The organism is Micrococcus sp. 63XJN7_8_ISO-PGPR-S23-253, from assembly GCF_056173425.1.
In genome coordinates, this window is sequence record NZ_CM149673.1 from 128,557 (window position 1) to 151,622 (window position 23,066).

The 23,066-nt window shown below is 73.2% G+C and carries 22 protein-coding genes and 3 tRNA genes; 14 read left to right on the forward strand and 11 right to left on the reverse strand.

Annotated elements, in window-relative coordinates:
• The first annotated feature begins 1 nt into the window (after position 1).
• The 6 genes from AC0VX4_RS00610 to AC0VX4_RS00635 all read left to right on the forward strand — a co-directional run bounded on the left by AC0VX4_RS00610 (position 2) and on the right by AC0VX4_RS00635 (position 6,231).
• Positions 2 to 1,756, forward strand: coding sequence for a dipeptide ABC transporter ATP-binding protein (locus tag AC0VX4_RS00610; RefSeq protein ID WP_475464451.1), 1,755 nt, complete (start codon positions 2 to 4; stop codon positions 1,754 to 1,756).
• Positions 1,757 to 1,849: 93 nt separating this feature from the next.
• Positions 1,850 to 3,190 (forward strand): Nramp family divalent metal transporter, encoded by a 1,341-nt coding sequence (locus AC0VX4_RS00615; protein WP_060774560.1) that lies wholly within the window; start codon positions 1,850 to 1,852, stop codon positions 3,188 to 3,190.
• Positions 3,191 to 3,221: 31 nt separating this feature from the next.
• Positions 3,222 to 3,599, forward strand: coding sequence for a thiamine-binding protein (locus AC0VX4_RS00620; protein ID WP_256835929.1), 378 nt, complete (start codon positions 3,222 to 3,224; stop codon positions 3,597 to 3,599).
• Positions 3,600 to 3,706: 107 nt separating this feature from the next.
• Entirely contained in the window at positions 3,707 to 4,270 is a 564-nt protein-coding gene (locus AC0VX4_RS00625; protein WP_144825051.1) for a GNAT family N-acetyltransferase, read from the forward strand.
• Positions 4,267 to 5,196 carry a spermidine synthase gene (locus tag AC0VX4_RS00630; protein WP_475464452.1) on the forward strand — a complete coding sequence of 310 codons (930 nt, stop codon included), beginning with the start codon at positions 4,267 to 4,269 and terminating at the stop codon, positions 5,194 to 5,196. Before AC0VX4_RS00625 ends, AC0VX4_RS00630 begins: the two co-directional genes overlap by 4 nt.
• Positions 5,197 to 5,256: 60 nt before the next feature.
• The gene (locus tag AC0VX4_RS00635; protein ID WP_475464453.1) at positions 5,257 to 6,231 is read left to right on the forward strand and encodes a universal stress protein; all 975 of its coding nucleotides are present in this window, start codon (positions 5,257 to 5,259) and stop codon (positions 6,229 to 6,231) included.
• A gap of 7 nt (positions 6,232 to 6,238) precedes the next feature.
• On the opposite strand, the gene AC0VX4_RS00640 is transcribed toward AC0VX4_RS00635, so the two are convergent.
• Entirely contained in the window at positions 6,239 to 6,634 is a 396-nt protein-coding gene (locus AC0VX4_RS00640) for a metallopeptidase family protein (protein ID WP_002856128.1), read from the reverse strand.
• Positions 6,635 to 6,759: 125 nt separating this feature from the next.
• Between AC0VX4_RS00640 and AC0VX4_RS00645 the strand changes: the two genes are divergently transcribed.
• The 3 genes from AC0VX4_RS00645 to AC0VX4_RS00655 all read left to right on the forward strand — a co-directional run bounded on the left by AC0VX4_RS00645 (position 6,760) and on the right by AC0VX4_RS00655 (position 7,170).
• A tRNA-Glu gene (locus AC0VX4_RS00645) sits at positions 6,760 to 6,832 on the forward strand.
• 116 nt (positions 6,833 to 6,948) lie between these two features.
• Positions 6,949 to 7,022: transfer RNA gene (locus tag AC0VX4_RS00650), tRNA-Asp, on the forward strand.
• Positions 7,023 to 7,094: 72 nt separating this feature from the next.
• Positions 7,095 to 7,170, forward strand: a tRNA-Phe gene (locus AC0VX4_RS00655).
• Positions 7,171 to 7,249: 79 nt separating this feature from the next.
• Here the strand turns inward: AC0VX4_RS00655 and AC0VX4_RS00660 are convergent.
• Positions 7,250 to 7,516, reverse strand: coding sequence for a hypothetical protein (locus tag AC0VX4_RS00660; RefSeq protein ID WP_049158132.1), 267 nt, complete (start codon positions 7,514 to 7,516; stop codon positions 7,250 to 7,252).
• 202 nt (positions 7,517 to 7,718) lie between these two features.
• On the opposite strand from AC0VX4_RS00660, the gene AC0VX4_RS00665 reads away from it, so the two are divergent.
• Complete coding sequence (locus AC0VX4_RS00665; protein WP_060774565.1) at positions 7,719 to 9,578, forward strand: BCCT family transporter; 1,860 nt, start codon at positions 7,719 to 7,721, stop codon at positions 9,576 to 9,578.
• A gap of 81 nt (positions 9,579 to 9,659) precedes the next feature.
• Here AC0VX4_RS00665 and AC0VX4_RS00670 read toward each other — a convergent pair whose 3' ends face one another.
• From AC0VX4_RS00670 to AC0VX4_RS00695, 6 genes are all read right to left on the reverse strand, one after another.
• Positions 9,660 to 11,126: an amino acid permease gene (locus AC0VX4_RS00670; protein ID WP_475464454.1), complete on the reverse strand. Its 1,467-nt coding sequence runs from the start codon at positions 11,124 to 11,126 to the stop codon at positions 9,660 to 9,662.
• A 208-nt stretch (positions 11,127 to 11,334) separates the two neighbouring features.
• Positions 11,335 to 13,158, reverse strand: a complete 1,824-nt coding sequence (locus tag AC0VX4_RS00675; RefSeq protein WP_002856140.1) for a glycoside hydrolase family 13 protein — start codon at positions 13,156 to 13,158, stop codon at positions 11,335 to 11,337.
• Positions 13,159 to 13,263: 105 nt separating this feature from the next.
• Positions 13,264 to 14,169 carry a DUF8083 family protein gene (locus AC0VX4_RS00680; RefSeq protein ID WP_002856141.1) on the reverse strand — a complete coding sequence of 302 codons (906 nt, stop codon included), beginning with the start codon at positions 14,167 to 14,169 and terminating at the stop codon, positions 13,264 to 13,266.
• 18 nt (positions 14,170 to 14,187) lie between these two features.
• Positions 14,188 to 15,015 carry an exodeoxyribonuclease III gene (locus tag AC0VX4_RS00685; protein ID WP_002856143.1) on the reverse strand — a complete coding sequence of 276 codons (828 nt, stop codon included), beginning with the start codon at positions 15,013 to 15,015 and terminating at the stop codon, positions 14,188 to 14,190.
• Positions 15,016 to 15,059: 44 nt separating this feature from the next.
• Positions 15,060 to 15,968 (reverse strand): ammonia-dependent NAD(+) synthetase, encoded by a 909-nt coding sequence (gene nadE / locus AC0VX4_RS00690; RefSeq protein WP_060774568.1) that lies wholly within the window; start codon positions 15,966 to 15,968, stop codon positions 15,060 to 15,062.
• A 58-nt stretch (positions 15,969 to 16,026) separates the two neighbouring features.
• Positions 16,027 to 16,473 (reverse strand): MarR family winged helix-turn-helix transcriptional regulator, encoded by a 447-nt coding sequence (locus AC0VX4_RS00695; protein ID WP_002856148.1) that lies wholly within the window; start codon positions 16,471 to 16,473, stop codon positions 16,027 to 16,029.
• A 58-nt stretch (positions 16,474 to 16,531) separates the two neighbouring features.
• Here AC0VX4_RS00695 and pyrE point away from each other — a divergent pair, with 58 nt between their 5' ends.
• The gene (gene pyrE / locus AC0VX4_RS00700; RefSeq protein ID WP_002856150.1) at positions 16,532 to 17,128 is read left to right on the forward strand and encodes an orotate phosphoribosyltransferase; all 597 of its coding nucleotides are present in this window, start codon (positions 16,532 to 16,534) and stop codon (positions 17,126 to 17,128) included.
• A 28-nt stretch (positions 17,129 to 17,156) separates the two neighbouring features.
• Here the strand turns inward: pyrE and AC0VX4_RS00705 are convergent, their stop codons facing one another.
• Positions 17,157 to 18,242: a magnesium and cobalt transport protein CorA gene (locus AC0VX4_RS00705; protein WP_475464679.1), complete on the reverse strand. Its 1,086-nt coding sequence runs from the start codon at positions 18,240 to 18,242 to the stop codon at positions 17,157 to 17,159.
• Positions 18,243 to 18,311: 69 nt separating this feature from the next.
• Between AC0VX4_RS00705 and AC0VX4_RS00710 the strand changes: the two genes are divergently transcribed.
• Both AC0VX4_RS00710 and AC0VX4_RS00715 read left to right on the forward strand, forming a co-directional pair.
• Entirely contained in the window at positions 18,312 to 18,680 is a 369-nt protein-coding gene (locus tag AC0VX4_RS00710) for a hypothetical protein (protein ID WP_036334633.1), read from the forward strand.
• Positions 18,644 to 19,369 (forward strand): TrmH family RNA methyltransferase, encoded by a 726-nt coding sequence (locus AC0VX4_RS00715; RefSeq protein WP_036334645.1) that lies wholly within the window; start codon positions 18,644 to 18,646, stop codon positions 19,367 to 19,369. Before AC0VX4_RS00710 ends, AC0VX4_RS00715 begins: the two co-directional genes overlap by 37 nt.
• Before the next feature lie 131 nt (positions 19,370 to 19,500).
• Here the strand turns inward: AC0VX4_RS00715 and AC0VX4_RS00720 are convergent, their stop codons facing one another.
• Both AC0VX4_RS00720 and AC0VX4_RS00725 read right to left on the reverse strand, forming a co-directional pair.
• Entirely contained in the window at positions 19,501 to 20,397 is an 897-nt protein-coding gene (locus tag AC0VX4_RS00720) for an SMP-30/gluconolactonase/LRE family protein (RefSeq protein ID WP_098471093.1), read from the reverse strand.
• A gap of 51 nt (positions 20,398 to 20,448) precedes the next feature.
• Positions 20,449 to 21,804: a lipase family protein gene (locus AC0VX4_RS00725; protein ID WP_475464455.1), complete on the reverse strand. Its 1,356-nt coding sequence runs from the start codon at positions 21,802 to 21,804 to the stop codon at positions 20,449 to 20,451.
• A 195-nt stretch (positions 21,805 to 21,999) separates the two neighbouring features.
• On the opposite strand from AC0VX4_RS00725, the gene fbaA reads away from it, so the two are divergent.
• Positions 22,000 to 23,022: a class II fructose-bisphosphate aldolase gene (gene fbaA / locus AC0VX4_RS00730; RefSeq protein WP_060774572.1), complete on the forward strand. Its 1,023-nt coding sequence runs from the start codon at positions 22,000 to 22,002 to the stop codon at positions 23,020 to 23,022.
• Positions 23,023 to 23,066 lie beyond the last annotated feature (44 nt).

The window sequence follows — 23,066 nt, forward strand, 5'->3', positions numbered from 1 at the left end:
CATGGACCCCAAGCACGACGACGGCGCGCCCGGCCCCGGCGCGGCGCCCGCGGTCCCCGCGGCCGGCGCCCCGCTGCTGGAGATCCGTGACCTGGACGTGGAGTTCACCACCCAGCAGGGCACCGTGCAGGCCGTGGAGGGCGCGTCCCTCACGCTCCCGGCCGGGGGCACGCTGGCGATCGTGGGCGAGTCCGGCTCGGGCAAGTCCACCACCGCGATGGCCGCGATCGGCCTGCTGCCCGGCAACGGCCGGGTCACGGCAGGCTCCGTCCGCTTCGCGGGCGAGGAGCTCGTGGGCCTGCCGGAGTCGCGGATGCGCGGCATCCGCGGCCGCCGGATCGGGCTGGTGCCGCAGGACCCGATGTCCAACCTCAACCCCGTGACCCGGGTGGGGCAGCAGATCGGGGAGACCCTGCTGACCCACGGCATGGCGACGAAGAAGGACGTGGGGGCCGCCGTCGTCGAGGTGATGGAGCGCGCCGGCATCCCCGAGCCCGCGCGGCGGGCCAAGCAGTATCCGCACGAGCTCTCGGGCGGCCTGCGTCAGCGCGTGCTGATCGCCATCGGCCTGGCGTGCCGGCCGCAGCTGCTGATCGCGGACGAGCCGACCTCCGCCCTGGACGTGACGGTGCAGCAGGTGATCCTGGACCAGATCGACGAGATGACCCGCGAGCTCGGCAGTTCCGTGCTGCTGATCACCCATGACCTCGGCCTCGCCGCCGAGCGGGCGCAGCAGCTCGTGGTGATGCACCGCGGACGCGTGGTGGAGTCCGGCGACGCGCGGGCCATCCTCGAGGACCCGCAGCACGCCTACACCCGCTCGCTCGTGGCGGCCGCGCCGTCGGTGGCGGCGGCCCGCCTGCTGCCCGAGGCCTTCGATCCCGCCCCGGCCGACCTGGCCGAGGACGACACCGCGGCTCTGACCACGGTGGCCCTGGCGAAGCAGGACCTCACCCCGCTGGTGGAGATCCGCGACCTCACGAAGGTCTACCCCGTGCGCGGGCACGAGGACTTCACCGCCGCGAAGGACGTCTCCCTGAAGATCCCGCGCGGCAAGACCGTCTCGATCGTCGGCGAGTCCGGCTCCGGCAAGACGACGACGGCGCGCATGCTGCTCAAGCTGATCGAGCCGACCTCGGGCGAGATCAGCTTCGAGGGCAAGGACGTGCTGGCGCTGAAGGGGGAGGGGCTCAAGGACTTCCGGCAGCGTGTGCAGGCCGTGTTCCAGAACCCCTTCTCCTCGCTCAACCCCTCGTTCACGGTGGGCCGGATCATCGAGGAGCCGCTGCAGACGTACCGGCGGGGCAACGCCAGGCAGCGGCGGGCGCGCGTGCTCGAGCTCATGGACCAGGTCGCCCTGCCCTCCCACTTCCATCGCCGGTACCCGGCCGAGCTCTCGGGCGGACAGCGCCAGCGCGTGGCGATCGCCCGCGCGCTCGCGCTGAACCCCGAGCTGATCGTGTGCGACGAGCCGGTCTCCGCACTGGACGTGCTCGTGCAGGACCAGATCCTCACGCTGCTGCGCCGCCTGCAGGACGAGCTGGGGCTGAGCTACCTGTTCATCTCGCACGACCTGGCGGTGGTGCGGCTCATCTCCGACTACGTGTGCGTCATGAAGGACGGCCAGGTGGTGGAGGCGGCCAGCTCCGAGGAGGTCTTCACCAACCCCCGGCACCCGTACACGCGGCGACTGCTCGCCTCGATCCCGGGCAACGAGCTGGGCATCGCCGTGGAGGCGGACGGGACGCACGTGTGAAGCACCGCGGAAGGATGTGAGCGGCGTCGCTTCCATGCGTGATACTTGTTGCGCCACTCGCATCACTCGCATCCCCGATCGCAGGAGCATCCCATGGCCCACGCCGTCGACCCCGGGCGCCCCGTGCACAACCCGGACATCGTCGGGTTCACCGACGCCGAACTGAACGAGACGCCGATCCGCCCGCGCTGGAACTCCCTCGGCCCGGGCATCGTCGCCGCGGCCACGGGCGTGGGCGCGGCGGACCTGGTGGCCACCCTGACCGCCGGCTCCCGCTACGGCTACATGCTGCTGTGGGCCGTGGTGCTGGGCGTGATCTTCAAGATCGTGCTCGTGGAGGGCGTGGGCCGCTACTACCTCTCCACCGGCAAGACGATCTTCCAGGGCTGGCGCACCCTCGGGGCCTGGACGTCCTGGTACTTCGGCCCGTACATCCTCATCTGGGGCATCGTGTACGGGGCGACGGCGATGTCCTCCACCGCCCTGCCGCTCGCGGCGCTGTTCCCCGGGGTGGACAGCAAGGTGTTCGCGATCGCCGCGGGCCTGATCGGCCTGGGGCTGGTCTGGCTGGACAGGTACCGCCTCATCGAGTGGCTCATGACGGTGCTGATCGGCGTCATGTTCGTGACCGTGCTGCTCTCCGCGGCGCTGACGGCCCCGAACCTGGGCGCGATCCTGGCCGGTCTCGTGCCGCAGCTGCCCTCCGGCGACCCGGACGTCATGTTCTACGTGCTCGGCCTCGCAGGCGGCGTCGGCGGCACCATCACGCTCGCCGCCTACGGCTACTGGCTGCGCGAGAAGGGCTGGAACGTCCCGAAGTACCTGAAGGTCATGCGGTTCGACAACGCGACCTCGTACATCCTCACGGGCATCTTCGTGATCGCCACCATGATCATGGGCGTCGAGCTGCTGCACTCGGCGGGGCTGGCGATCTCCTCGGGCGACAAGGGCCTGCTCGACGTCGGCGACGTGCTGGCCGAGCGCTACGGCTCGGCGTGGTCCACGGTGTTCCTCGTCGGATTCTTCGCCGCGTCCTTCTCCTCCCTGCTGGGCGTGTGGCACGGCGTCTCGCTGATGTTCGCGGACTTCTGGACGAACTTCCGCCGGCCCGCCGAGGAGCTGGACCAGGACGACGCGCCGTCGCTGTCCTCGAAGCCCGGCCGCTTCTTCCTGCTGTGGCTGACCCTGCCGCCCATGGCGCTGCTGTTCCTGGACCGGCCGATCTTCCTGATCCTGCTCTACGGCACGCTCGGCGCCCTGTTCATGCCGTTCCTGGCCGTGACCCTGCTGTTCCTCAACAACACGAAGGACGTGCCGCGGCAGTTCCGCAACGGCTGGGTCCGCAACACCCTGCTGGGCCTGACCGCGGCCGTGTTCGTGGCGATCGGCGTGAACGAGCTGATCAAGGCCCTGCAGCCGGTGCTCGGGGGGTGAGCCGGCGGCGGGAGCGAGGCACACTGGTGCCATGATCGTCGCCTTCTCCGTCGCCCCCTCCGGCCAACCTGCCGACGCCGAGCACCTGCCCGGTGACGCGGACACCGCGTCCGTGCACCGGGCGGTCGCGGCCGCCGTCGCCGTGGTGCGCGCCTCCGGCCTGCCGCACCGCACCTCCTCGATGTTCACCGAGATCGAGGGGGACTGGGACGAGGTGATGGAGGTCGTGCGTGCCGCCGTGGACGCCGTGTCCCCGTACGGCTCCCGCGTCTCGCTCGTGCTGAAGGCGGACATCCGCCCCGGCCACACCGACGAGCTGGACGGCAAGCTCGAGCGCCTCGAGTCGGCCCTCGCCGAGGATGAGGAACGGCGCGCCGCCCCGGCCCCGCGCGACGGCGACGCCGGGTGACCCCCCTCCCCGCTGCCCCCGGACGCTTTCGTTCGGGAAACGGCGGCGTGTCGAGGCGCTTTCGTTCGAGGAATGGCCGCCGCGCCGGCGGCCCGGAGGAGCAGCCCGTGCCTGAGCCCGTGACCGTGCGCCCCGCCGCCCCCGGGGACGTCGAGGCGCTGCTGCGCGTCAAGGCGCGGTCGTGGCGGGAGGCCTACGGCGCGCTCCTGCCGTCCGCCTACCTGGACGCGATCGAGGCCCGGATCCCGGAGGACGTGCCCGCGTGGACCGCGCTGATCGGATCGGACCGGGACCTCTGGGTCGCCGACGACGGCGGCCGGCTGCTCGGCGTGGCGCTCGCGGGCCCGCGTCGCTCGGCGGCGGAGACGGGCCGGACGGGTGCGGACGACGCGCCCGCGTCGCCCGCCGACCTGCCCGATGTGGAGCTCATGGTGCTCTACGTCCTGGCCGAGGCGTACGGCACCGGTGTGGGAGCGCGCCTGCTGGACGCCGTCGTGGGGGACCGCCCCGCGCTGCTGCGCGTCCTCGCCGAGAATCCGCGGGCCGTCGCGTTCTACGTCAAGCACGGCTTCGCGGCCGTGGGGGCGCCGGAGCCGATGACCGGCCCGTGGGCCGGCCTGCACGAGCAGCTGATGGTGCGCCGCCTCCCGCACGACGGCGGTGCGGCGTGAGTCGCCGGTCGTCGGCGCGCCGGGGCCGGGCCGCGGGCGGATCCGCCGGCCCCTCCGGGATCGAGCCGGGCGTCCACGCGATCACCCACGGCACCGCCGAGATCCGCGAGGACGCCTTCGAGCCGGGCGCGTTCATCCTCTACGTCAACGGCGTCGAGTCCTCGCCGCTGGACCCCGAGCGCCCCGAGCGCATGGCCTTCGAGTACATGCGCTGGGCCGCCGCAGCCGTCCGGGCGCACTGGCCGGAGCCCACACCGCTGCGTGCCCTGCACCTGGGCGGCGCGGGCTGCGCGCTCGCCCGCTGGGTGGACCACGCGTACCCGGGCTCCCACCAGACCGCGGTGGAGATCGACGTCGGCCTGGCCGCCCTCGCCCGCGAGCGCTTCGGCCTGCCCCGCGCCCCGGCCCTGCGCATCCGCGTGGCCGACGCCGCCGAGGTCCTGGCCACGGCCCACCCGGCCAGCCGCGACCTGATCATCCGCGACGTCTTCGCCCCGGACCCCACGGACCTGACCGGCGCCCGCCACATCACCCCGCCGGGCCTCACCGGCCTGGACGCGGCCCACGCCGCCGCGCGGGTCCTCGCCCCGGGCGGGCTGTACGTGCTCAACGTGGGCGGCGGGCCGGACCTGACGTCGGTGCGGGCGGACGTGGCCGCCGTCGTCGCCGCGTTCGAGCACGTCGAGGTGATCGCGGATCCGCCCATGCTCAAGGGGCGGCGCCGCGGCAACGTCATCGTGGCGGCCTCGGACACCCCCGTGGCCCGCCCCGCCGTGGACGCCCCGCCCGGCGCCGACCCCCGCGACCGCCTGGCCCGCGCCCTGCGCATGGACGCCTTCCCGGCCCGGCTCGCGGAGGATCCACGCGGCTTCCCCGCGGGCGTCGCGCCCGGGATCACGGGGCTCGTCCCGGGCCCCGAGGCGTAGACTGGAGGCACTCGGCCGGGTCCGCCCGGGGCCCGTCGAGTCCGACTCGAGGAGGTCGCCATGTCCGCCCAGACCCAGCCCGCCGCCCCCCGCCGTGAGGACGCACCGCTCGGCGTCCTGGTGGGTGTGGACGGCTCCGACCAGTCCGTCTCCGCCGCCCGCTGGGCCCAGCGCGAGGCCGGCCTGCGCGGCGAGCCGCTGACCCTCGTCACCGCCTACTCGATCCCCGCGTACTGGGGCTACGGCGCGGACGCCGGCGGCGCCGTCCTGGACGACTCCCGTCTCCGCGAGGGCGTGCAGGCCCTCCTGGAGGAGGTCGCCGGCAAGCTCGACGCCGACGGGGTGCGTCCGGAGCTGCGCGTGGAGATCGGGGACGCGGCCGGCGTCCTCGTGGAGCTCTCCGCCGACGCCTCCCTGCTCGTCTCGGGCGCCCGCGGCCGCGGCGGCTTCATGGGCCGCCTGCTCGGCTCGGTGGCCGCCGCGCTGCCCGGCCACGCGCACTGCCCGGTCGCCCTCATCCCCGCCGGGGTCGAGGCCAGCCGCGCGGGGGACAGGACCGCCGTCGTGGTGGGCGTCGACGGTTCCGAGCAGGGCCGTGCCGCCGCTCTCGAGGCCGCCGAGGAGGCCTGCCTCCGCCAGGCCCCGCTGAAGCTCGTGTGCGCCGTCCCGCCCCTGGGCGCGAACGCCGCGTGGCTGGCCGTCAGCCTGGACGAGGAGGCCCGCGAGCGGGAGCTGCGCGAGCGTCTCGACGCCGGCGCCGCGTGGATCAGCTCCGAGTTCCCCGGACTCGAGGTCCTCACCGAGCTCGTGGACGGCACCCCCGTGGACGTGTTGGTGGACCAGACCGCCACCGCCCGCCTCACCGTGGTGGGCACGCGCGGCCTGGGCGGCTTCGCCGGTGCGATCGTCGGCTCCACCAGCCGCGGCGTCGCGGACCACGCCAAGGGCCCGGTGCTCGTCGTCCCGTTCCGCGAGGACGTCCGCCTCGGCCGCCGCGCCTCGTTCGGCCCGGTCCAGGACCAGCCGGAGTCCTGACCGGCGCTCAGCCCCAGCCGAGCTCGTGGAGGCGCTCCTCGGAGATGCCGAAGAAATGCCCCACCTCGTGCATGACGGTGACGGTGATCTCGTCCTCGAGCTCGGCGCGGGAGGTGCAGTGGCGGGTGAGCGGGCCGCGGAACACCACGATCCGGTCCGGCATCTGCCACGCGAACTCGGCGCGCTCGGTCAGCGGCACGCCCTCGTAGAGGCCGAACAGCTCGGTGGCCGGGTCCTCCCAGCGCTGCGGCTCGTACTCGTCCTCCACCACCACGACGACGTTCGTCAGCAGCCGTGCCAGCTCGTCCGGGATGCGGGTGAGGGCCGCGGAGACGGCGTCGTCGAACTCCTGCTCGCTCATCCACGTGGCGGCGGGCTGCTCGGGCGACGGACGGTGGTCCACGGCGGCTCCTGGGGGTGCGGGGCTCCGCGGTGCGGAGGGCGGCCGGCCGGCGGCCGGACTTGCCGGAGGGTGTGCGGCCACCATAGACTCCCAGGGTCCACCTCGGGAATCTCGACACCGGACCTGCCCCTATCGTCTAGAGGCCTAGGACACCGCCCTTTCACGGCGGCGACACGGGTTCGAATCCCGTTGGGGGTACGCAGAACGGCCGCCCTCGGCGGCCGGAACGGCACGTGGAGCGTGGATTTGCACGACACTCGGAGGCTCTGCTAGAGTTTCCACTCGTTGCGAAAGCGGCGAGAACAACAGAACATGGCCCTGTAGCGCAGTTGGTTAGCGCGCCGCCCTGTCACGGCGGAGGTCGCGGGTTCAAGTCCCGTCAGGGTCGCTCGGATCGTCCGATCACCGGCATTCGGAAACGGAGTCCGGTGACGCATGGTCCTGGTGACGAAGGTCGCCGGGCTCTGTAGCTCAGTTGGTAGAGCGTACGACTGAAAATCGTAAGGTCACCGGATCGACGCCGGTCGGAGCCACCACTTCGAGAAGGCCCCCCGCAGACGCGGGGGGCCTTCGTCGTCCGGGGGGCTGCTCTGCTCGACCGGGGCTGAGGGGTGGTCACAGGATCTCGACGTCGCCCTCGCCCGCACGCGTGCGGTCCTGGGCATCCTCCTCGATGTGCATGGCGGCGGACTCCGCATTGCGCAGGGAGTCCGGGGCACGTCCCTCCCCGGCCCAGTGCTGCGGGTCGTCCGAGCCGCCGGGCACGGGCTGGCCGTCGCGGCCGTCCTCCGGCTCGGGGTCGCCGGCGGCGTTGGGATCGGCGAGCAGGTCCGTCTCGAGCTCTCGTTCGTCCTCGCGGTCCTCGAAGGGGACGTCGGTCATGGTGCGGGTCCTTCCTCTCACGGGCGGGCCCGTCCGGCGCCGCCGTCGTCGTGGTGTCCCACACCCTAGTGAGGCCGCCCACGCCTCACCAGGGGGCGCCCCCGCCGGGGCCGTGGGCGCGGTCACACCGCCGGGTGAGACCGTCCACTCGGCCGCGCCTCAGGCGGGGAGGCGGCGGGCGGGACCACGTAGGGTCGGGAGGATGAGCGATTCGACACCGCCCTCGACCGAGCCCAGGAGTCCCGAGCGACCCGGGTACCATCCGTCCCCGGCGACCGACCCGGACGCCGGCGTCACCCCAGACACCTCCGCCGCGGCCGCCCGTGACCGCGTCCTGCTGCCGTGGGTGTTCTGGCCCTCGGCGGTCATCGTGCTCTCCTTCGTGGTGGCCACGCTGCTCGCCCCCGAGCAGATGACCGTGGGCATCGGCCTGGTCCAGCAGGCCATCATCACGAACTTCTCGTGGTGGTACGCCCTCGTCGCCCTGTTCTTCGTGCTGTTCTGCGGCTACCTCGCGTTCTCCCGCAAGGGCGAGATCACGCTGGGCAAGCCCGATGAGAAGCCCGAGTTCACCACGCTGTCCTGGTTCTCCCTGCTCTTCGCGGCGGGCATGGGCATCGGCCTCGTGTTCTTCGGCATGACCGAGCCGCTCATGCACTTCACCTCGCCGCGGCCCGACCTGGCGGCCGCCAACCCCACCCAGGCAGAGGCCGCCCAGTCGGCGCTGGCCACCACGTTCCTGCACTGGGGCCTGCAGCCCTGGGCGATCTACGCGGTGGTCGGCGTAGCGGTCGCGCTGGCCATCCACCGGCGTGGCCGTCCCCTCGCGCTGCGCTGGGCCTTCGAGCCGCTGATCGGCGAGCGCCGCGTGCGCGGCGGCTGGGGCCACCTGATCGACAACATCGCCCTCATCGGCACCGTCTTCGGCGTGGCCACCTCGCTGGGCCTCGGCGTCACCCAGATGTCCGCGGGCCTGCGCGCGCTGGGCATCGTGCCCGAGGACAGCCCCTGGCTCGAGTACGCCATGATCGGCGCGGTCACCTGCGTGGTGCTCTACACCGTGGTCTCCGGCGTGGAGCGCGGCATGAAGTGGCTGTCCAACATCAACCTGATCCTGGCCGCCGGCCTGCTGCTGTTCATCGCGATCGTGGGGCCCACCGCGTTCCTGTTCAAGGAGATGGTGCAGTCCCTCGGCTCCTACATGCAGTACTTCTTCGCGAACTCGCTCAACGTCTCCGCGTTCTACGGCGCCGAGGGCGACGCGTGGCAGGCCGGCTGGAGCGCGTACTACTGGGGCTGGTGGATGTCCTGGACGCCGTTCGTCGGCATCTTCATCGCCCGCATCTCCCGCGGCCGCACCGTGCGCGAGTTCATCGCCGGCGTGCTGCTGGTGCCCACCCTGGTCTGCGTGGTCTGGTTCGGCATCCTGGGCGGCACCGCCGTCTTCCTCGAGACCACCCGCCCCGCCGGATACACCTCCGTGGTGGGCGCGGACGGCGCCATCGACTCCAACACCGCACTGTTCCAGGTGCTCGAGCAGCTGCCCGCGGGCACGATGCTCGTGGTCGGCGCCATCATCCTCTCGGGCATCTTCTTCATCACCTCCGCCGACTCGGGCTCGCTCGTGATGGGCATGCTCGCCACCGGCGGCGACGTGAACCCGAAGGCCACGGTGAAGATCTTCTTCGCCATCGCCACCTCGCTCATGGCCGCGGCCCTGCTGGCCGCCGGCGGCCTGTCCGCGATCCAGGTCCTGGCCATCACCATCGGCCTGCCGTTCTCCGTGATGATGCTGCTGATCTGCCTGGCCACGTTCCGCTCGCTCGGCTACTCCGTGGCGCGGGTGGAGGCGGTGCGCCGCCAGGCCATGCTGGCCTCCATCAAGGACCGCCTGGGCCTCGAGTCCGACGACGACGAGGTGGTCGACGCCGGCCCCGTGGCGGCCTCGCAGTGGTGGGCTTCGCTCAGCCGGGACCGCCGGCAGCGGATCGCCGATGCGGCCGCCGGCGTCCCGGCCTCGGAGGGGCCCCGCCGCACCCGGCTGCGCCGCTACGAGCACTGACGTCCGCCCCCCGGGCGCCCTCCCGGCCCGGACGAGAACGGCCCCTGTCCCGCGCGGGACAGGGGCCGTCGTCGTGGGGGGTCAGTCCTCGTGGGACTGGCGGGTGCGGACCACCGGCAGGGTGCCGGTGCGGTTGTGGGCCGCGGCCGACGCGCGGGTGCCCGTGACGAACCAGGCGAGGGTCAGGACGGCGACCCAGACGAGGCCGATGATGAGCGCCTGGCGCGAATCCGGGATGGTGGCCATGGTGATCACCACGGTGGCCACGAACGCCAGGCCCAGGTAGGTGCCGACGTTGCCCAGCGGCATGGGGAAGGGGGACGGCTCCGCGCCCTGCTCCGCGACGCGCCTGCGCATGGCGCGGTGGGACAGGAAGATCATGGCCCAGGTCAGCACCACGGCGAACGAGGCGACGCCGGCCACCAGGCTGAAGGCGTTCGGGTCCACGGTGATCAGCACCGCGCCGAGAACCATCACGCCCAGCGTCACGGCCACGGACAGCCACGGCACGCCGCCGCGGTTGGTGTGGGTGAAGGCTCGGGGCGCCTGGCCGTCGTGGGCCATCGCGTAGAGCAGGCGACCGGACGCGTAGATGCAGGCGTTGATCGCGGAGACGGCGGCCGTGAGCACCACGAAGTTCAGCAGGTGCGGGGCGAAGGGGACGCCGAGGCCCTCGAAGATCTGCACGAACGGGCTGGCCTTGCCGTCCACCTGGTTCCAGGGGACGAGGGCCATGATGACCGCCATCGTCAGCACGTAGAACAACAGGATGCGGATCGGCACCGTGTTGATGGCCTTGGGCAGCACCTTCTCCGGGTTCTTGGCCTCGCCCGCGGCCACGCCGAGGGTCTCGATGCCGCCGAAGGAGAAGGTCACGATGGTGAGCGCGGTCAGCACGCCCAGGATGCCGTGCGGCAGGAATCCGCCGTGGTCCACGAGGTTCGCCAGGCTGGCCTGGGTGCCGTCCGCGGTGGAGGCGCCGGTGAAGAGCAGGATCACACCGCCGAAGATCATCGCCACGATGGCCCCGACCTTCACGAGCGTCAGCCAGAACTCGGCCTCACCGAAGTTGCCGACGTGCGTGAAGTTGATCAGGCCGACCACGAGGATCGTGGCCGCGACCCAGGCCCAGGCCGGGACCCCCGGGAACCAGAACGCCATGTACGTGGTGATGGCGGCGGTGTCCGCGACGATCACGACGGCCAGCTCGAAGACGAAGGTCCAGCCGGTCACGTAGCCGGCGAAGGGGCCGAGATAACGGGAGGCGTAGGCGGCGAAGGACCCGGAGACGGGCTCACGGAGCGTCATCTCCCCGAGGGCGCGCATCACGAGGAACACGGCGGCGCCGGCGACGAGGAAGGACAGGATCACGCCCGGCCCGGCGGCCTGGATGCCGCCGGCCGAGCCGTAGAAGAGGCCGGTGCCCACCGCCGTGCCCAGGGCGATGAACATGATGTGCCGCTGGCTCAGGCCGCGGTGCAGCTGCCCGCGGTCCGCGGTGGCCGCGCCGGGCTCGGCGACGTGGGAGCCGGAGGGGGAGGTGCTCACGTGCGAAGTCTCCGCTCGAAGGGGGTGGATGAGGACACGCCATGGTGACTCGTGACACAGGGTTCATGCCACTTTGTCCGGTGTGATGCGAGTCATCGTGGATGTTACGCCGCGTTCGTCCGGCAGGGCCGGATGATGTGACCTCAGCCACCGCCGATTCCCCGCGGAAGGTCTATGGCGCCCCGGCGGGTCCCGGGGCGCGTCCGGCTCAGTCCATGAGCAGCCACGCGGCGGCATCGTGCGCGAGCCGCCCGTCCTGCACGGCCTCCGCCTCCTCGAGGGAGAACAGGGCCCGGGAATGGCCCGCGGGCAGATCGACGGGATCGGTCGACAGGTTCGCCATCACGAGCACGGTGCGCGCCGGGATCGGCTCGCCCGAGCCCAGGTGCCGGCCACCGCCCGAGGTGACCGTGAACGCCAGCACGCCGCGTGCGGGGTCGTGGTGCTCGGACCACGCGAACGTGCCCGTGCCCAGGTCGAGCTCGCCGCGGATCTGCAGCAGACGCCGGTACAGCTCGAACACGGAGCCCTCGACGCCGACCTGCCGGTCCGCCGCCAGCGCCCGGAAGGACGCGGGCTGGGGCAGCCACGGTGCGGCGACGCCCTCGGCGGCGGGCGCGGGGCCGTCGTCGTCCGCGGGGGTCGAGAAGCCGTAGGACGGCTCGTCCGCGGCCCACGGCAGCGGGATGCGGCTGCCGTCGCGGCCGGGCTCCTTGCCGTCCGTGCGGAAGAAGTACGGGTCCTGGCGGTGCTCGGCGGCCAGGGTGGTGTGCTCGGGCAGGCCCAGCTCGTCGCCCTGGTAGATGTACGCCGAGCCGGGCAGGCCCAGCTCCACCATCGCGGCCGCGCGGGCCCGACGGCGACCGACCGCCTCGTCCGGCTGCTCGTCCTCGGCCGTGATGCCGGCGGGGTAGGAGCTCGGGTCCGCGAGGCCGTAGCGGGAGGCGTGGCGCACCGTGTCGTGGTTCGAGAGCACCCAGGTGTTCGGTGCGCCGACCCGTCCGGCCTGCTCGAAGGACCGGTCGATCGCGTGGGTCAGCGAGGCGGCGTCCCAGCCGGCCATGAGGTAGGTGAAGTTGAAGGTCTGGTGCATCTCGCCGGGGCGGACGTACCGGAACATGCGCGAGAGCGGGGCCACCCACGCCTCGGCCACCATCATCGGCTCGTGGTCGTAGGAGTCCAGGACCCGCCGCCAGTCCCGGTAGACCTCGTGGACGCGGTCCTGGTCCATGAACGGGGTGAGCGGCTCGAAGGTGTCCGGGTCGAACGTGGGGTCGGCGTCCTCGCCCGCGTCCGTGACCATGCCCATGCGGGAGTGCTCGGTGTCCGGGTAGCCGGGCTGCTTGATGAGCCCGTGGGCCACGTCCACCCGGAAGCCGTCCACGCCGCGGTCCAGCCAGAACCGCAGGATGGAGCGGAACTCCTCGCGCACCTCCTCGTTCTCCCAGTTCAGGTCCGGCTGCGTGGTGTCGAACAGGTGCAGGTACCACTGGCCCGGGGTGCCGTCCGCCTCGGTCACACGGGTCCAGGCCCCGCCGCCGAACGTGGACTCCCAGTTGTTGGGGGGCAGCTCGCCGTGCTCGCCGCGGCCCTCGGCGAAGTGGTAGCGGGCGCGCTCGGGGGAGCCGGGGCCGGCGGCGAGGGCGGCCTGGAACCACGCGTGCTCGGACGAGGTGTGGTTCGGCACGAGGTCCACGACCACGCGGATGCCGGCCTCGTGCGCGGCGGCGATCATCTCGTCCGCGTCCGCGAGCGTGCCGAACCGCGGGTCCACGGCGCGGTAGTCCGCGACGTCGTAGCCGGCGTCGTGCTGCGGGGAGAGGTAGAAGGGCGAGAGCCAGATCGCGTCCACGCCCAGCTGGGCCAGGTAGTCGAGGCGCGAGGTGACGCCGCGCAGGTCGCCCATGCCGTCCCCGTCCGCGTCCGCGAAGGAGCGCGGATACACCTGGTAGATCACGGCGTCCACCCACCATGGCGTGACGGGCCGGTTCCGGGCTTCCGAGGGCGGGGTGCTCAGGTGCTGCGTGGTCATGGGATCCACCCTAGGCCCGACGCCGGAGTGCGCGCCCCGCGTGAGCGGCGTCGGCGGCGTGGTGTGCGTCTCGGGCGCCCGGCGCGGTCGGACGCAACGGCCGGCTCAGGTCAGCCGGGCCAGCATCCCGACGGCGGCCCAGCGGCGGTTCAGCCGTTCCTGCGCGACGCCGGCGGTCGCCTCGTCACCCTCCTCGAGGGCGTCGATGAGCGTCCACAGGTCGAAGACGGAGTCGTCCGGCCACACGTGCCGCGTGAGGCCGCCGTAGTCCAGCTCGACCCACGAGTCGGGGTGGAACGCGCCGAGCCACTCCACCATCACCGTGAGCTCACCGATCAGCTCCGCATCCGGGGCGTGCCGCGCGAGCACCGCCGCCGCATGCCCGGCCCGCTCCCGGGCGGCCACGATCGGCGCGCGCCGGTACGCCGTGCGCTCGCCGTCCACGAGGCGCTGCACGGGCTCCTCGGGGTCGAACACCGTGAGCCAGCCGTGCGGCACACCCCACGTGGCGGTGCGCGTCTGCACGCGGTGGTGGTCCGACGCGCCGTCCTCGCTGTGCGGGTCCTCGCCCGCCGCGTCCGGGTCGGGGGAGAGGCCCCACTCCTCCTCGAGCGCCACGAGGGCGCGGCCGCGGTTCATGGCCCGCGCCGCCGGCGGGATGGCGGCCTCGTGCAGCCGCGGCAGCATCGTCTCCTCGAGCATGGCCGCGGCCATCTCGGCGCGCAGGCCCCGCTCGTCCGGGCAGTAGAAGGCGGAGCGGTGCTCGTCCTGGAGGACCCGCACCAGGTCGTCCTCGCCGGGCTCCGGGAACGGGTCGGCCACGGGCCGGGCCAGGCGGCGCCGGGCCCGTTCGGCCGCCTCGGCCTCCACCTCGGCTCGCGTGCGGTGGCCGCCGGCGATCAGTCGCGCCTGGACCGCGTCCGGGAACGCGGCCAGCGGCTGGAAGACGCGCAGGTGCGCGGTGCCGCGCGCGACACCCGGGGGCGGGCCGTCGTCGTCGTCGTGGGTCATCGCGGGCTCACCCGTGGTTCAGCCCAGCTCGACGACCACGGGCGCGTGGTCCGAGGCGCCCTTGCCCTTGCGCTCCTCGCGGTCGATCCAGGCGTCCGTGACCGTCTGTGCGAGGGCGGGGGAGCACAGCTGGAAGTCGATGCGCATGCCCTTCTTCTTGGGGAAGGCCAGGCCCGTGTAGTCCCAGTACGTGTACACGCCGGGGCCGGGGTGGCGGGGGCGCACCACGTCCACCAGCCCGGCGTCCTCGAACGCGTGGAACGCCGCGCGCTCGGCCGGGGAGACGTGCGTGTAGCCCTCGCGCTGGAACAGCTCGATGTCCCACACGTCCTCGTCCTGCGGAGCGATGTTCCAGTCGCCGGCCAGGGCGAGCCGGGTGTCCGGGTCCTCGGCGAGGCGAGCGGCCGCGTGCTCCTGGAGCACGCGCAGCCACTCGAGCTTGTAGCCCATGTGCTCGTTCTCCAGGCCGCGCCCGTTGGGCACGTACAGGCTCCACAGGCGCACCGGGGCGACGCCGTCGGCCGCCTCGGCGCCCACGGTCGCCCCGATGGCGCGGGACTCCTCCTGCGGGTCCACGCCGCCCTTGCCGAAGTGCGGCTGGCCGGGGAAGCCGCGCTGCACGTCGCTCAGGCCGACGCGGGAGGCGATGGCCACGCCGTTCCACTGCGAGGTGCCGTTGTGCACCACCTCGTAGCCGGCGCGCTCGAAGAGCTCCCAGGGGAAGTTCTCGTCCCGGCACTTGGTCTCCTGGATGGCCAGGACGTCGATGTCATGGCGCTCGAGGAAGGCCTCGACGCGGTCGGCGCGGGCACGGAGGGAGTTGACGTTCCAGGTGGCGATCTTCACCCGGCCAGGCTATCGAAGGGCGCGGACACCGTGGGATCGGCGCCTCAGCGCCACCAGTCGTCGTGGATCGTCACCGGCGTGGTGCGCTTGTGGCGGCTGCGGAGCCAGATGCCCTCGAGCTTCTCCGCGACCTCGGTGGGGACGTCCTTGCCCTCGAGGTAGTCGTCGATGTCCTCGTACGTCATCCCGAGTTCGGCCTCGTCCGTCTGGCCCGGCGTGCCGTCCAGCAGGTCCGCGGTGGGCACCTTGTTCCACAGGGGCTCGGGGGCGCCGAGCTCGCGGCCCAGCGCCCGCACCTGCCGTTTGTTCAGGCCGGCCAGCGGCAGGACGTCCGCGCCGCCGTCGCCGAACTTCGTGTAGAACCCGGTGACGGCCTCGGCCGCGTGGTCCGTGCCGATCACCAGCTGCCCGTGGGCGCCGGCCACCGCGTACTGGGCCGTCATGCGGATGCGGGCCTTCACGTTGCCCTGGTTGTAGTCCGAGATCGGCTCCCCCACGGCCTCGGCGAAGGCGGCGGCCAGACCCTGCACGGGCTCCGCGATGTTCAGGGTGACGTCCTGATCCGCGCCCACGAAGTCCATGGCCGCCCGGGCATCCGCCTCGTCGTGCTGCACCTTGTAGGGCAGGCGCACGGCGGTGAACCGGGGGTTCTCGCGGGAGGGCACGACGTCGGCGCCCACCCCCGCCTCACCCGGCGGAGTGGTGCCGGGGCCGCCCAGGGCGACGGCGTCCGTGACGCCGAGCTGGGCGCGGCGACGCTCGACGGCGAGCTGGGCCAGCCGGCCGCCCACGGAGGAGTCCACGCCGCCGGAGATGCCCAGGACGAAGCCGGACGCACCCGTGGCTGCGAGGTAGTCGACGAGGAAGGCCACGCGCCGTTCGACTTCGGCCGCCGGGTCGATCTCGGGGAGGACGCCCTGCTGGGCGATGATCCGCTGCTGGAGTTCACGCATGCCGGTCAGCGTAGGACCGGCCCCGCGCACGGGGACAGGGGCGGTCGGCGACGGCGACTCACGCGTCCGGGTGCCCCAGGTTGCGGGCGATGCGGCGCAGGACGCGGACGGCGTCGTCGATCTGGTCCCGCGGGACGTCCGCCGTCGCCTCGGCACGCAGGGCCTCGACCGCCTCGCCCACGCGGGCGCCTGCGGTGCGTCCCGTGGCGGTGAGGGTGTAGAGGTCGCCCTCGACCGTCACCCAGTGGGACTCGACCAGCTCCTCCATCTGACCGGGCACCGCGCCGCGCTGCTCCTCCTCGAAGCCGGCCTCGAGCTCGGCGCGGGACTGCGGGGCCACCGTGAGGGTGTTCAGCAGCTGCCACTGGGCGCGGGTCAGGCCGTGCTCCTCGAGGCTCTCGGCCACGCGCGCCGCGATCAGGCCCTCGGTGAGGGTGAGCCAGTGCGCCAGGGGCAGGCCGGAGGGGTGCTGGACGGGGGCGTCGTCGTGCGGGATCTCGCTCATGGCCCGAGCCTAGCCAGGCCGGGACGGAAGCGGCAGGGGTGGCCGGGCCCGCACTAGCATGGGCGGCATGACCGACGCGCAGACCCCCACCGTCCCCACGCCCGAGCAGGACCGCGAGCGGCTCAAGCAGCTCATCCAGGAGCTCGCCGTGGTGCACGGCCGGGTGACCCTGTCCTCCGGCAAGGAGGCGGACTACTACGTGGACCTGCGTCGTGTCACCCTGCACCACGAGGCCGCCCCGCTGATCGGCCGCGTGATGCTGCGCCTGCTCGAGGAGAACGGGATCGAGTTCGACGCGGTGGGCGGTCTGACCATGGGCGCCGACCCCGTGGCCACCGCGATGATGCATCAGGCCGGCGCCGCGGGCCGCGCGCTCGACGCGTTCGTGGTGCGCAAGGCGCAGAAGTCATACGGCATGGGCCGGCAGGTGGAGGGCCCGGGCGTGGACGGGCGCCGCGTCGTCGTGCTGGAGGACACCTCGACGACGGGCGGCTCCGCGCTGACCGCCGTCGAGGGCGTGCGCAACGCGGGCGGCGACGTCCAGGCCGTGGCCGTGATCGTGGACCGTGCGACCGGCGCCGCCGAGCGCGTGGCCGAGGAGGCGGACGTGCCGTACCTGTACGCGTTCGGCAAGGACGAGCTCGGCCTCGACTGAGCCTCGGACCGCCCCGCGCGCCGCCCGCCTAGAGCCAGTCCGCGCGCTTGAACAGCACGAACAGCGTGAGGGCCACCGCCAGCATGAGTCCCAGGGCGAACGGATAGCCGAACGCCCAGTGCAGCTCGGGCATGCCGTCGAAGTTCATGCCGTAGACCGAGCCCACCAGCTGCGGCGCGAAGATGATCGCCGCCCAGGACGAGATCTGCTTGACCTGCTCGTTCTGGGCGATCGACTGCTCGGACAGCCGCTTCGACGCCAGCGTCGAGTCCAGCTCGAGGGCGCTGTGGAGCATCTGGCGCATGGTCGTCACGCGCTCGTTGATCTGGACGGCGTGGTCGTGGACGTCACGCAGGCGGCGCAGGTTCTCCACCTCGAGGCGCGCCTGATCGCTGAGCTCCTCGTCCTCCCAGGCGTGGGCGTCGTCGCGCCGGGGCAGGGCGTCGGCGTCGAGGTGGCGGGTGTCCTCGTGCAGGCGGGTGCGCACCTCCGCCTGGAGCTGCTCCACGATGGACGGCAGCGCGCGGATGGCGTGCTGGAAGTTCAGCACCTCGCGGGAGAGCTGGTAGATGCGCCGGGAGACGTGCCCGTCGCCGGCGAAGACCTGGTCCTCGATCTCCTCGATGTCCTGTTCGAGGCCGTCGGCCACGGGGAAGTAGTCGTCCACGACCCGGTCCAGGATCTCCAGGGTGACCTGCCACGGCCCCATCGCGAGGCGCTCGCGGCCCTCCGTCTCCAGGGATCGACGCACGGCGGCCAGGTCCGGCTCCTCCGCGTGACGCACCGTCACCACGTAGTGCTCGCCGGTGAAGACGCCCAGCTCGCCGAACTCCACGGTCTCGGTGCGGTCGATGTAGCGGGCCGGGTGCAGGACCATGAACGAGTCCTCGCCGTAGCGGTCCAGCTTGGCGCGCTCGCCCCCGGCGAGGGCGTCCTCGACGGCGAGCGGGTGCAGGCGCAGCTCCTCCGCGACCGCTTGGAGCTCGGCCACGTCCGGGCGGTACAGGCCCAGCCAGGCCATGCCGCCGGTGCGCTCGCACTCCTCCCAGGTGTCCTCGAGGGTGGAGGGGGCGTGGACGCGCCGCCCGTCCACGTACACGGCGTTGTCGATCATGCTCACTGGGACATTCTCCCCGACGGTGGCCCCCGGCGTATTCCAGGATGCGCGCGCTACGGTGGCGCCATGAAGACTCCGCGCCATGCCCCGCCCGTCGTCCGTGACGGCAAGACCCTGCTCCCCGCCCACGCCGTCTCCACGGCCCCGGTCACCGCGTTCGGTCTGATCGGCGGCTACCTGACCGCCCGGGAGACCGGCATCCGCCCGCTCGGCGGCGTCGTGCTGGCCGCCGCCGGCCTGTACGCCGGCCGGACGTGGCTGGCCACGCGGGGGCCGGCCGTCGCCGGAGGCCTGGCCGCCCTGTACCTCGGCGGCTTCGGCGCCTCCCACCCGCTGGCCAAGAAGATCGGTGCGTGGCCGGCCGTGCTCTCCGTGGCCGCCGTGTCCGCCGGGGCCGCCTGGGCCGCCGTCGACCGGTCCGAGGCCGGCCGCTGAGCGAGCCCGCGCCGGCCGAGGACGGCGCCGCGCCCCGCGAGGTCGGTGTCGGGCCGTGGCTCGGCCCGTGGCCGGAGGACCCCCGCTACGACCCGGAGCTGCTCGCGCACGGCGACCGCCGCAACGTCCTCGACCGCTACCGCTATTGGCGCCTCGAGGCGATCGTCGCGGACCTCGACGCGCGGCGGCACCCGTTCCACGTGGCCATCGAGAACTGGCAGCACGACCTGAACATCGGCACCGTCGTGCGCACCGCCAACGCGTTCAACGCCGCCGGGGTGCACATCATCGGGCGGCGCCGCTGGAACCGGCGCGGCGCCATGGTCACCGACCGCTACCTGCACGTGCACCACCACGAGACGGTGGAAGCGTTCACGGAGTGGGCGGCGGGGGAGGGGCTGCCCGTGCTCGGGGTGGACCTGTTCCCCGAGTCGGTGCCGGTGGAGACCTTCGACTTCCCGCGCGCCTGCGTGCTCGTCTTCGGGCAGGAGGGGCCGGGGCTCTCGGCGGAGGTGCGCGCGGCGTCGAGCGCGGTGCTGTCCATCGCGCAGTACGGCTCCACCCGCTCGATCAACGCGGGCGTGGCCGCCGGCATCGCGATGCACGCGTGGATCCGGCAGCACGCGGCGTCCCCTGAGTCCGGCGCGAGCCAGACGATTCCAGGCGCGAGCCAGACGATTCCGCGCTGAAAGGAGCCTTTGGGCCGCAGATTCGTCTGGCTCGCGGCGCAGGACCGCGCCGACGACGCGGGACCGCGCCGACGACGCAGGACGACGCAGGACGACGCAGGACGACGCGCGGTATCGGGCGCGGAGCGCCGTCAGCCCGCGAAGGGACGGGCCGGCAGGCCCGTCACCCCCGGACGGACGGCGAACAGGGCCCCGGCCAGCGGGTCCTCGCCGCGCTCCAGGTTCTCCCAGGAGGTGGTGATGTAGAGGGTGCCGAGGTCGTCGCCGCCGAAGGTACAGGCCGTGGTCTTCTGCACGGGCACCTCGATCACCTCGTCGAGCGCCCCCTCGGGCGTGTACCGGTGGATCTGCCCGTGGCTGATCACGGCCACCCAGATCCCGCCCTCGGCGTCCACGGTGAGTCCGTCCGGCTTGCCCTCGCCGTCGAGCACGTCCACGAGCACGCGGCGGTTCGTCAGGCCCTCCTCGCGGGAGTAGTCGAACACGGCCACCTGCCGCGTGGGGGTGTCGTTGTAGTAGGCCCGTGTGCCGTCCGGGCTCCACTCGAGGCCGTTGGACGTCGTCGCGCCGGTCAGCACGACGTCCACCTCGCCGGCGCCGCCGTCGGGGCCGGGGGCGAGCCGGTAGAGGTTCGCGGCGCCGGGGGTCTTGGCGTACGCCATGGTGCCGCAGTGGAACCGGCCGTCCGGGTCGCAGCCGCCCTCGTTCATGCGGATCCCGGCGTCCGCGCCCCACAGCTCGGGCAGCGTCGTCAGCGCGCCCTCGGGCGAGATCAGGGCGAAGCCCCGCTCCACCGCGACGACGGCGCCGCCCCCCGCACGCGGGCGCAGCGCGGCGGCCACGTCGCCGACGTGCGTGCGGTCCACCGTGCCGTCGGCGCGCAGGGACAGGACGTCCCCGGCGAGCATGTCCACCCAGCGCAGGCCGCCGCCGGCGGTCACGCCCTCGGCGGCGGTGCCCCACGAGGCGGCCCAGACGGGGCCCTCGCCGTGGTAGGTGATGGGATCGGTGACCTGCTCGGCGCGCATGACTGCTCCTTCGGTGGGCGGGACGGTCCTGGCCCCGACGCTAGCCGAGGCTCAGAACCACCCGCACGAGTCGGCGGTCCAGCGGTCGGCGAGGGTCGCGTCCAGGAACGCCCCCATCCGCGGCAGCGCGGCCACGTGGCCGCCCACGTGGGTCGGGGTGAGGAGCGGGTCGAAGCGCACCCGCGCACCCTCCGCGCACCAGCGGCGGCCCAGGTCGCGGCCGGCGCGGTACGGGATGACGTCGTCCGTGACGGAGTGCGCGATCATCACCGGCACATCGGGACGGCGGCCCTGCGCGCCGATCCGCTGCTCGGCGAGGATCCCGGCCAGCTCGGCGTCGGAGCGGACGAGCTCAGGGAAGTCCTGCCCCGTGTGGGTCAGCGTGGCGGAGTCGAGGTGCGCGTAGGCGAGGCTGCCTGCCATGCAGGTCTCGGCCGCGCCGGTGAGGGCCGCCAGGCCGGTCTCGTTGAGGTGCGTGGCCGGGTCCACGTCGTACGCGGCGAGCTGCCCTGCCATCGCGTAGAGCAGGAAGGCCGCGTAGAGGCCGCCGTCGATCCGGCCCGCGACCTGCACGAGGTCGGCCGGCGGGGCGCCCGCGTAGGCGCCCTTGAGGTCCAGCTCCGGGGCGTAGTCGGGCGCGAGCTCGGCGGCGGCCGCGCTCGCCCCGCCGCCCTGCGAGTAGCCCGCGAGCGCGACCGGCGCGGTCGCGGTGACGCCCGACCCCGCCACCTGGGCGGCCGCGCGCACCGCGTCGAGGACGGCGTGTGCCTGGGCCTCCCGGACCATGTAGGTGTGCGTGCCCGGGGTGCCCAGGCCCTCGTAGTCGGTGACCACCACGGCGTGGCCGCGGCTCAGCAGGGACGTGATCCCCACGCCTTCGTACTGCGCGCCGGTGGAGAGGGTGCGGGACGGGGCGCAGCGGTCCGCCGCCCCCTGGGTCCCCACCGCGTAGCCGATCACGGGGCGCTCGCCGCCGCCCGTCCACGGGGCGGTGGGGGTCAGCACGGTGCCGGTCACGGCGATGGGTCGGCCCTGGGCGTCCTGCGAGGCGTACATGATGCGCGTGGCGTGCGCCGGCACCTGCACCAGCCGCACCGGGTCCAGGTAGAAGGCGGTGGGCTCGGTGCGGATCAGGGCGCCGGGGGTCGCGGGCACGGTGGCGGGCGGCAGGTAGAAGGGGTCGTCGGCCGAGGCGGCCGCCAGGGCGTCCCGGGCCGCGTCCCAGCGGGCGTCCTCGGCCGTCGTGGCCGGCTGCGAGAGGTCCTCGACGGCGGAGCTCACCTCCGGCGCGTCGGGGGCCGGGGCGGACTCCTGGGCCAGGGCAGCGTGCGGCGCGCCGAACCCGGCGACGACGGCCACGGCGGCGGCCAGGGCGAGGGGGCGGGAGGGGCGGCGTGCGGGGGCCATGGTGGTCTCCGGTCTCTCGGATGCGATGTGACGCAGCTCACCCTAGGCCAGCGACGGGGCCGTGCCCAGGTCGGCGTCGCCGTCGGGCCCGGGGCCCTGGGGCGGGTCCGGCCGCGCGGATAGGATGAGCCCGAGGGTGTCGCGCCCGCCGCGCTCCCCCGCCTGCCCGAGTCGACGACGCCTAGGAGCTGCAGCATGCCCATCGCATCCCCGGAGAAGTACGCCGAGATGATCGACGCCGCCAAGAACGGCGCCTTCGCCTACCCGGCGATCAACGTCACCAGCTCCCAGACCCTGAACGCCGCCATCCGCGGCTTCGCCGAGGCCGGCTCGGACGGCATCATCCAGGTCTCCACCGGCGGTGCCGCCTACTTCTCCGGCTCCTCCGTGAAGGACATGGTCGCCGGCTCGCTGGCCTTCGCCGCGTTCGCGCGCGAGGTCGCCAAGAAGTACTCCGTGAACATCGCCCTGCACACGGACCACTGCCCCCAGGACAAGCTCGAGGGCTTCGTCCTGCCCCTGCTGGACGCCTCCGAGGCCGAGGTGAAGGCCGGGCGCGACCCGATCTTCAACTCCCACATGTGGGACGGCTCCGCCGAGACCCTCGAGGAGAACCTGCGGATCGGCCGCGAGCTGCTCGCGCGCACCCACGCCAACAAGCAGATCCTCGAGGTGGAGATCGGCGTCGTGGGCGGCGAGGAGGACGGCGTGGCCCACGAGATCAACGAGAAGCTCTACACCACCGTCCAGGACGGCATCGCCACCGTGGAGGCCCTCGGCCTCGGCGAGCACGGCCGCTACCTCACCGCGCTGACCTTCGGCAACGTGCACGGCGTCTACAAGCCGGGCAACGTGAAGCTGCGTCCGGAGATCCTGCAGGAGATCCAGCAGGCCGTGGGCGAGAAGTTCGGCAGGGAGCGCCCGTTCGACCTCGTGTTCCACGGCGGCTCCGGCTCCGCCGCCCAGGAGATCGCCGACTCGGTGGAGTACGGCGTCGTGAAGATGAACGTGGACACGGACACCCAGTACGCGTTCACCCGCCCCGTGGCCGGGCACATGTTCGCGAACTACGACGGCGTCCTGAAGGTCGACGGCGAGGTCGGCGACAAGAAGCAGTACGACCCCCGCGTGTGGGGTGCCAAGGCCGAGGAGGCCATGGCCGCCCGCGTGGTCCAGGCCTGCACCGAGCTGAACTCGGCCGGCAAGAGCATCGGCTGACCCCGCCGTCCGCCGCACCGGCCCGCACCCTGGCGTGAGGGTGC

Coding starts and splice junctions, on each gene's coding strand:
- AC0VX4_RS00675 (WP_002856140.1), bottom strand. CDS start 13,158: ATGACCACGCAGCACCTGAGCACCCCGCCCTCGGAAGCCCGGAACCGG.
- AC0VX4_RS00710 (WP_036334633.1), top strand. CDS start 18,312: ATGAAGACTCCGCGCCATGCCCCGCCCGTCGTCCGTGACGGCAAGACC.
- AC0VX4_RS00660 (WP_049158132.1), bottom strand. CDS start 7,516: ATGACCGACGTCCCCTTCGAGGACCGCGAGGACGAACGAGAGCTCGAG.
- AC0VX4_RS00680 (WP_002856141.1), bottom strand. CDS start 14,169: ATGACCCACGACGACGACGACGGCCCGCCCCCGGGTGTCGCGCGCGGC.
- AC0VX4_RS00695 (WP_002856148.1), bottom strand. CDS start 16,473: ATGAGCGAGATCCCGCACGACGACGCCCCCGTCCAGCACCCCTCCGGC.
- fbaA (WP_060774572.1), top strand. CDS start 22,000: ATGCCCATCGCATCCCCGGAGAAGTACGCCGAGATGATCGACGCCGCC.
- AC0VX4_RS00615 (WP_060774560.1), top strand. CDS start 1,850: ATGGCCCACGCCGTCGACCCCGGGCGCCCCGTGCACAACCCGGACATC.
- AC0VX4_RS00635 (WP_475464453.1), top strand. CDS start 5,257: ATGTCCGCCCAGACCCAGCCCGCCGCCCCCCGCCGTGAGGACGCACCG.
- nadE (WP_060774568.1), bottom strand. CDS start 15,968: ATGCGTGAACTCCAGCAGCGGATCATCGCCCAGCAGGGCGTCCTCCCC.
- AC0VX4_RS00705 (WP_475464679.1), bottom strand. CDS start 18,242: ATGATCGACAACGCCGTGTACGTGGACGGGCGGCGCGTCCACGCCCCC.
- pyrE (WP_002856150.1), top strand. CDS start 16,532: ATGGGCGGCATGACCGACGCGCAGACCCCCACCGTCCCCACGCCCGAG.
- AC0VX4_RS00610 (WP_475464451.1), top strand. CDS start 2: ATGGACCCCAAGCACGACGACGGCGCGCCCGGCCCCGGCGCGGCGCCC.
- AC0VX4_RS00720 (WP_098471093.1), bottom strand. CDS start 20,397: ATGCGCGCCGAGCAGGTCACCGATCCCATCACCTACCACGGCGAGGGC.
- AC0VX4_RS00725 (WP_475464455.1), bottom strand. CDS start 21,804: ATGGCCCCCGCACGCCGCCCCTCCCGCCCCCTCGCCCTGGCCGCCGCC.
- AC0VX4_RS00620 (WP_256835929.1), top strand. CDS start 3,222: ATGATCGTCGCCTTCTCCGTCGCCCCCTCCGGCCAACCTGCCGACGCC.
- AC0VX4_RS00665 (WP_060774565.1), top strand. CDS start 7,719: ATGAGCGATTCGACACCGCCCTCGACCGAGCCCAGGAGTCCCGAGCGA.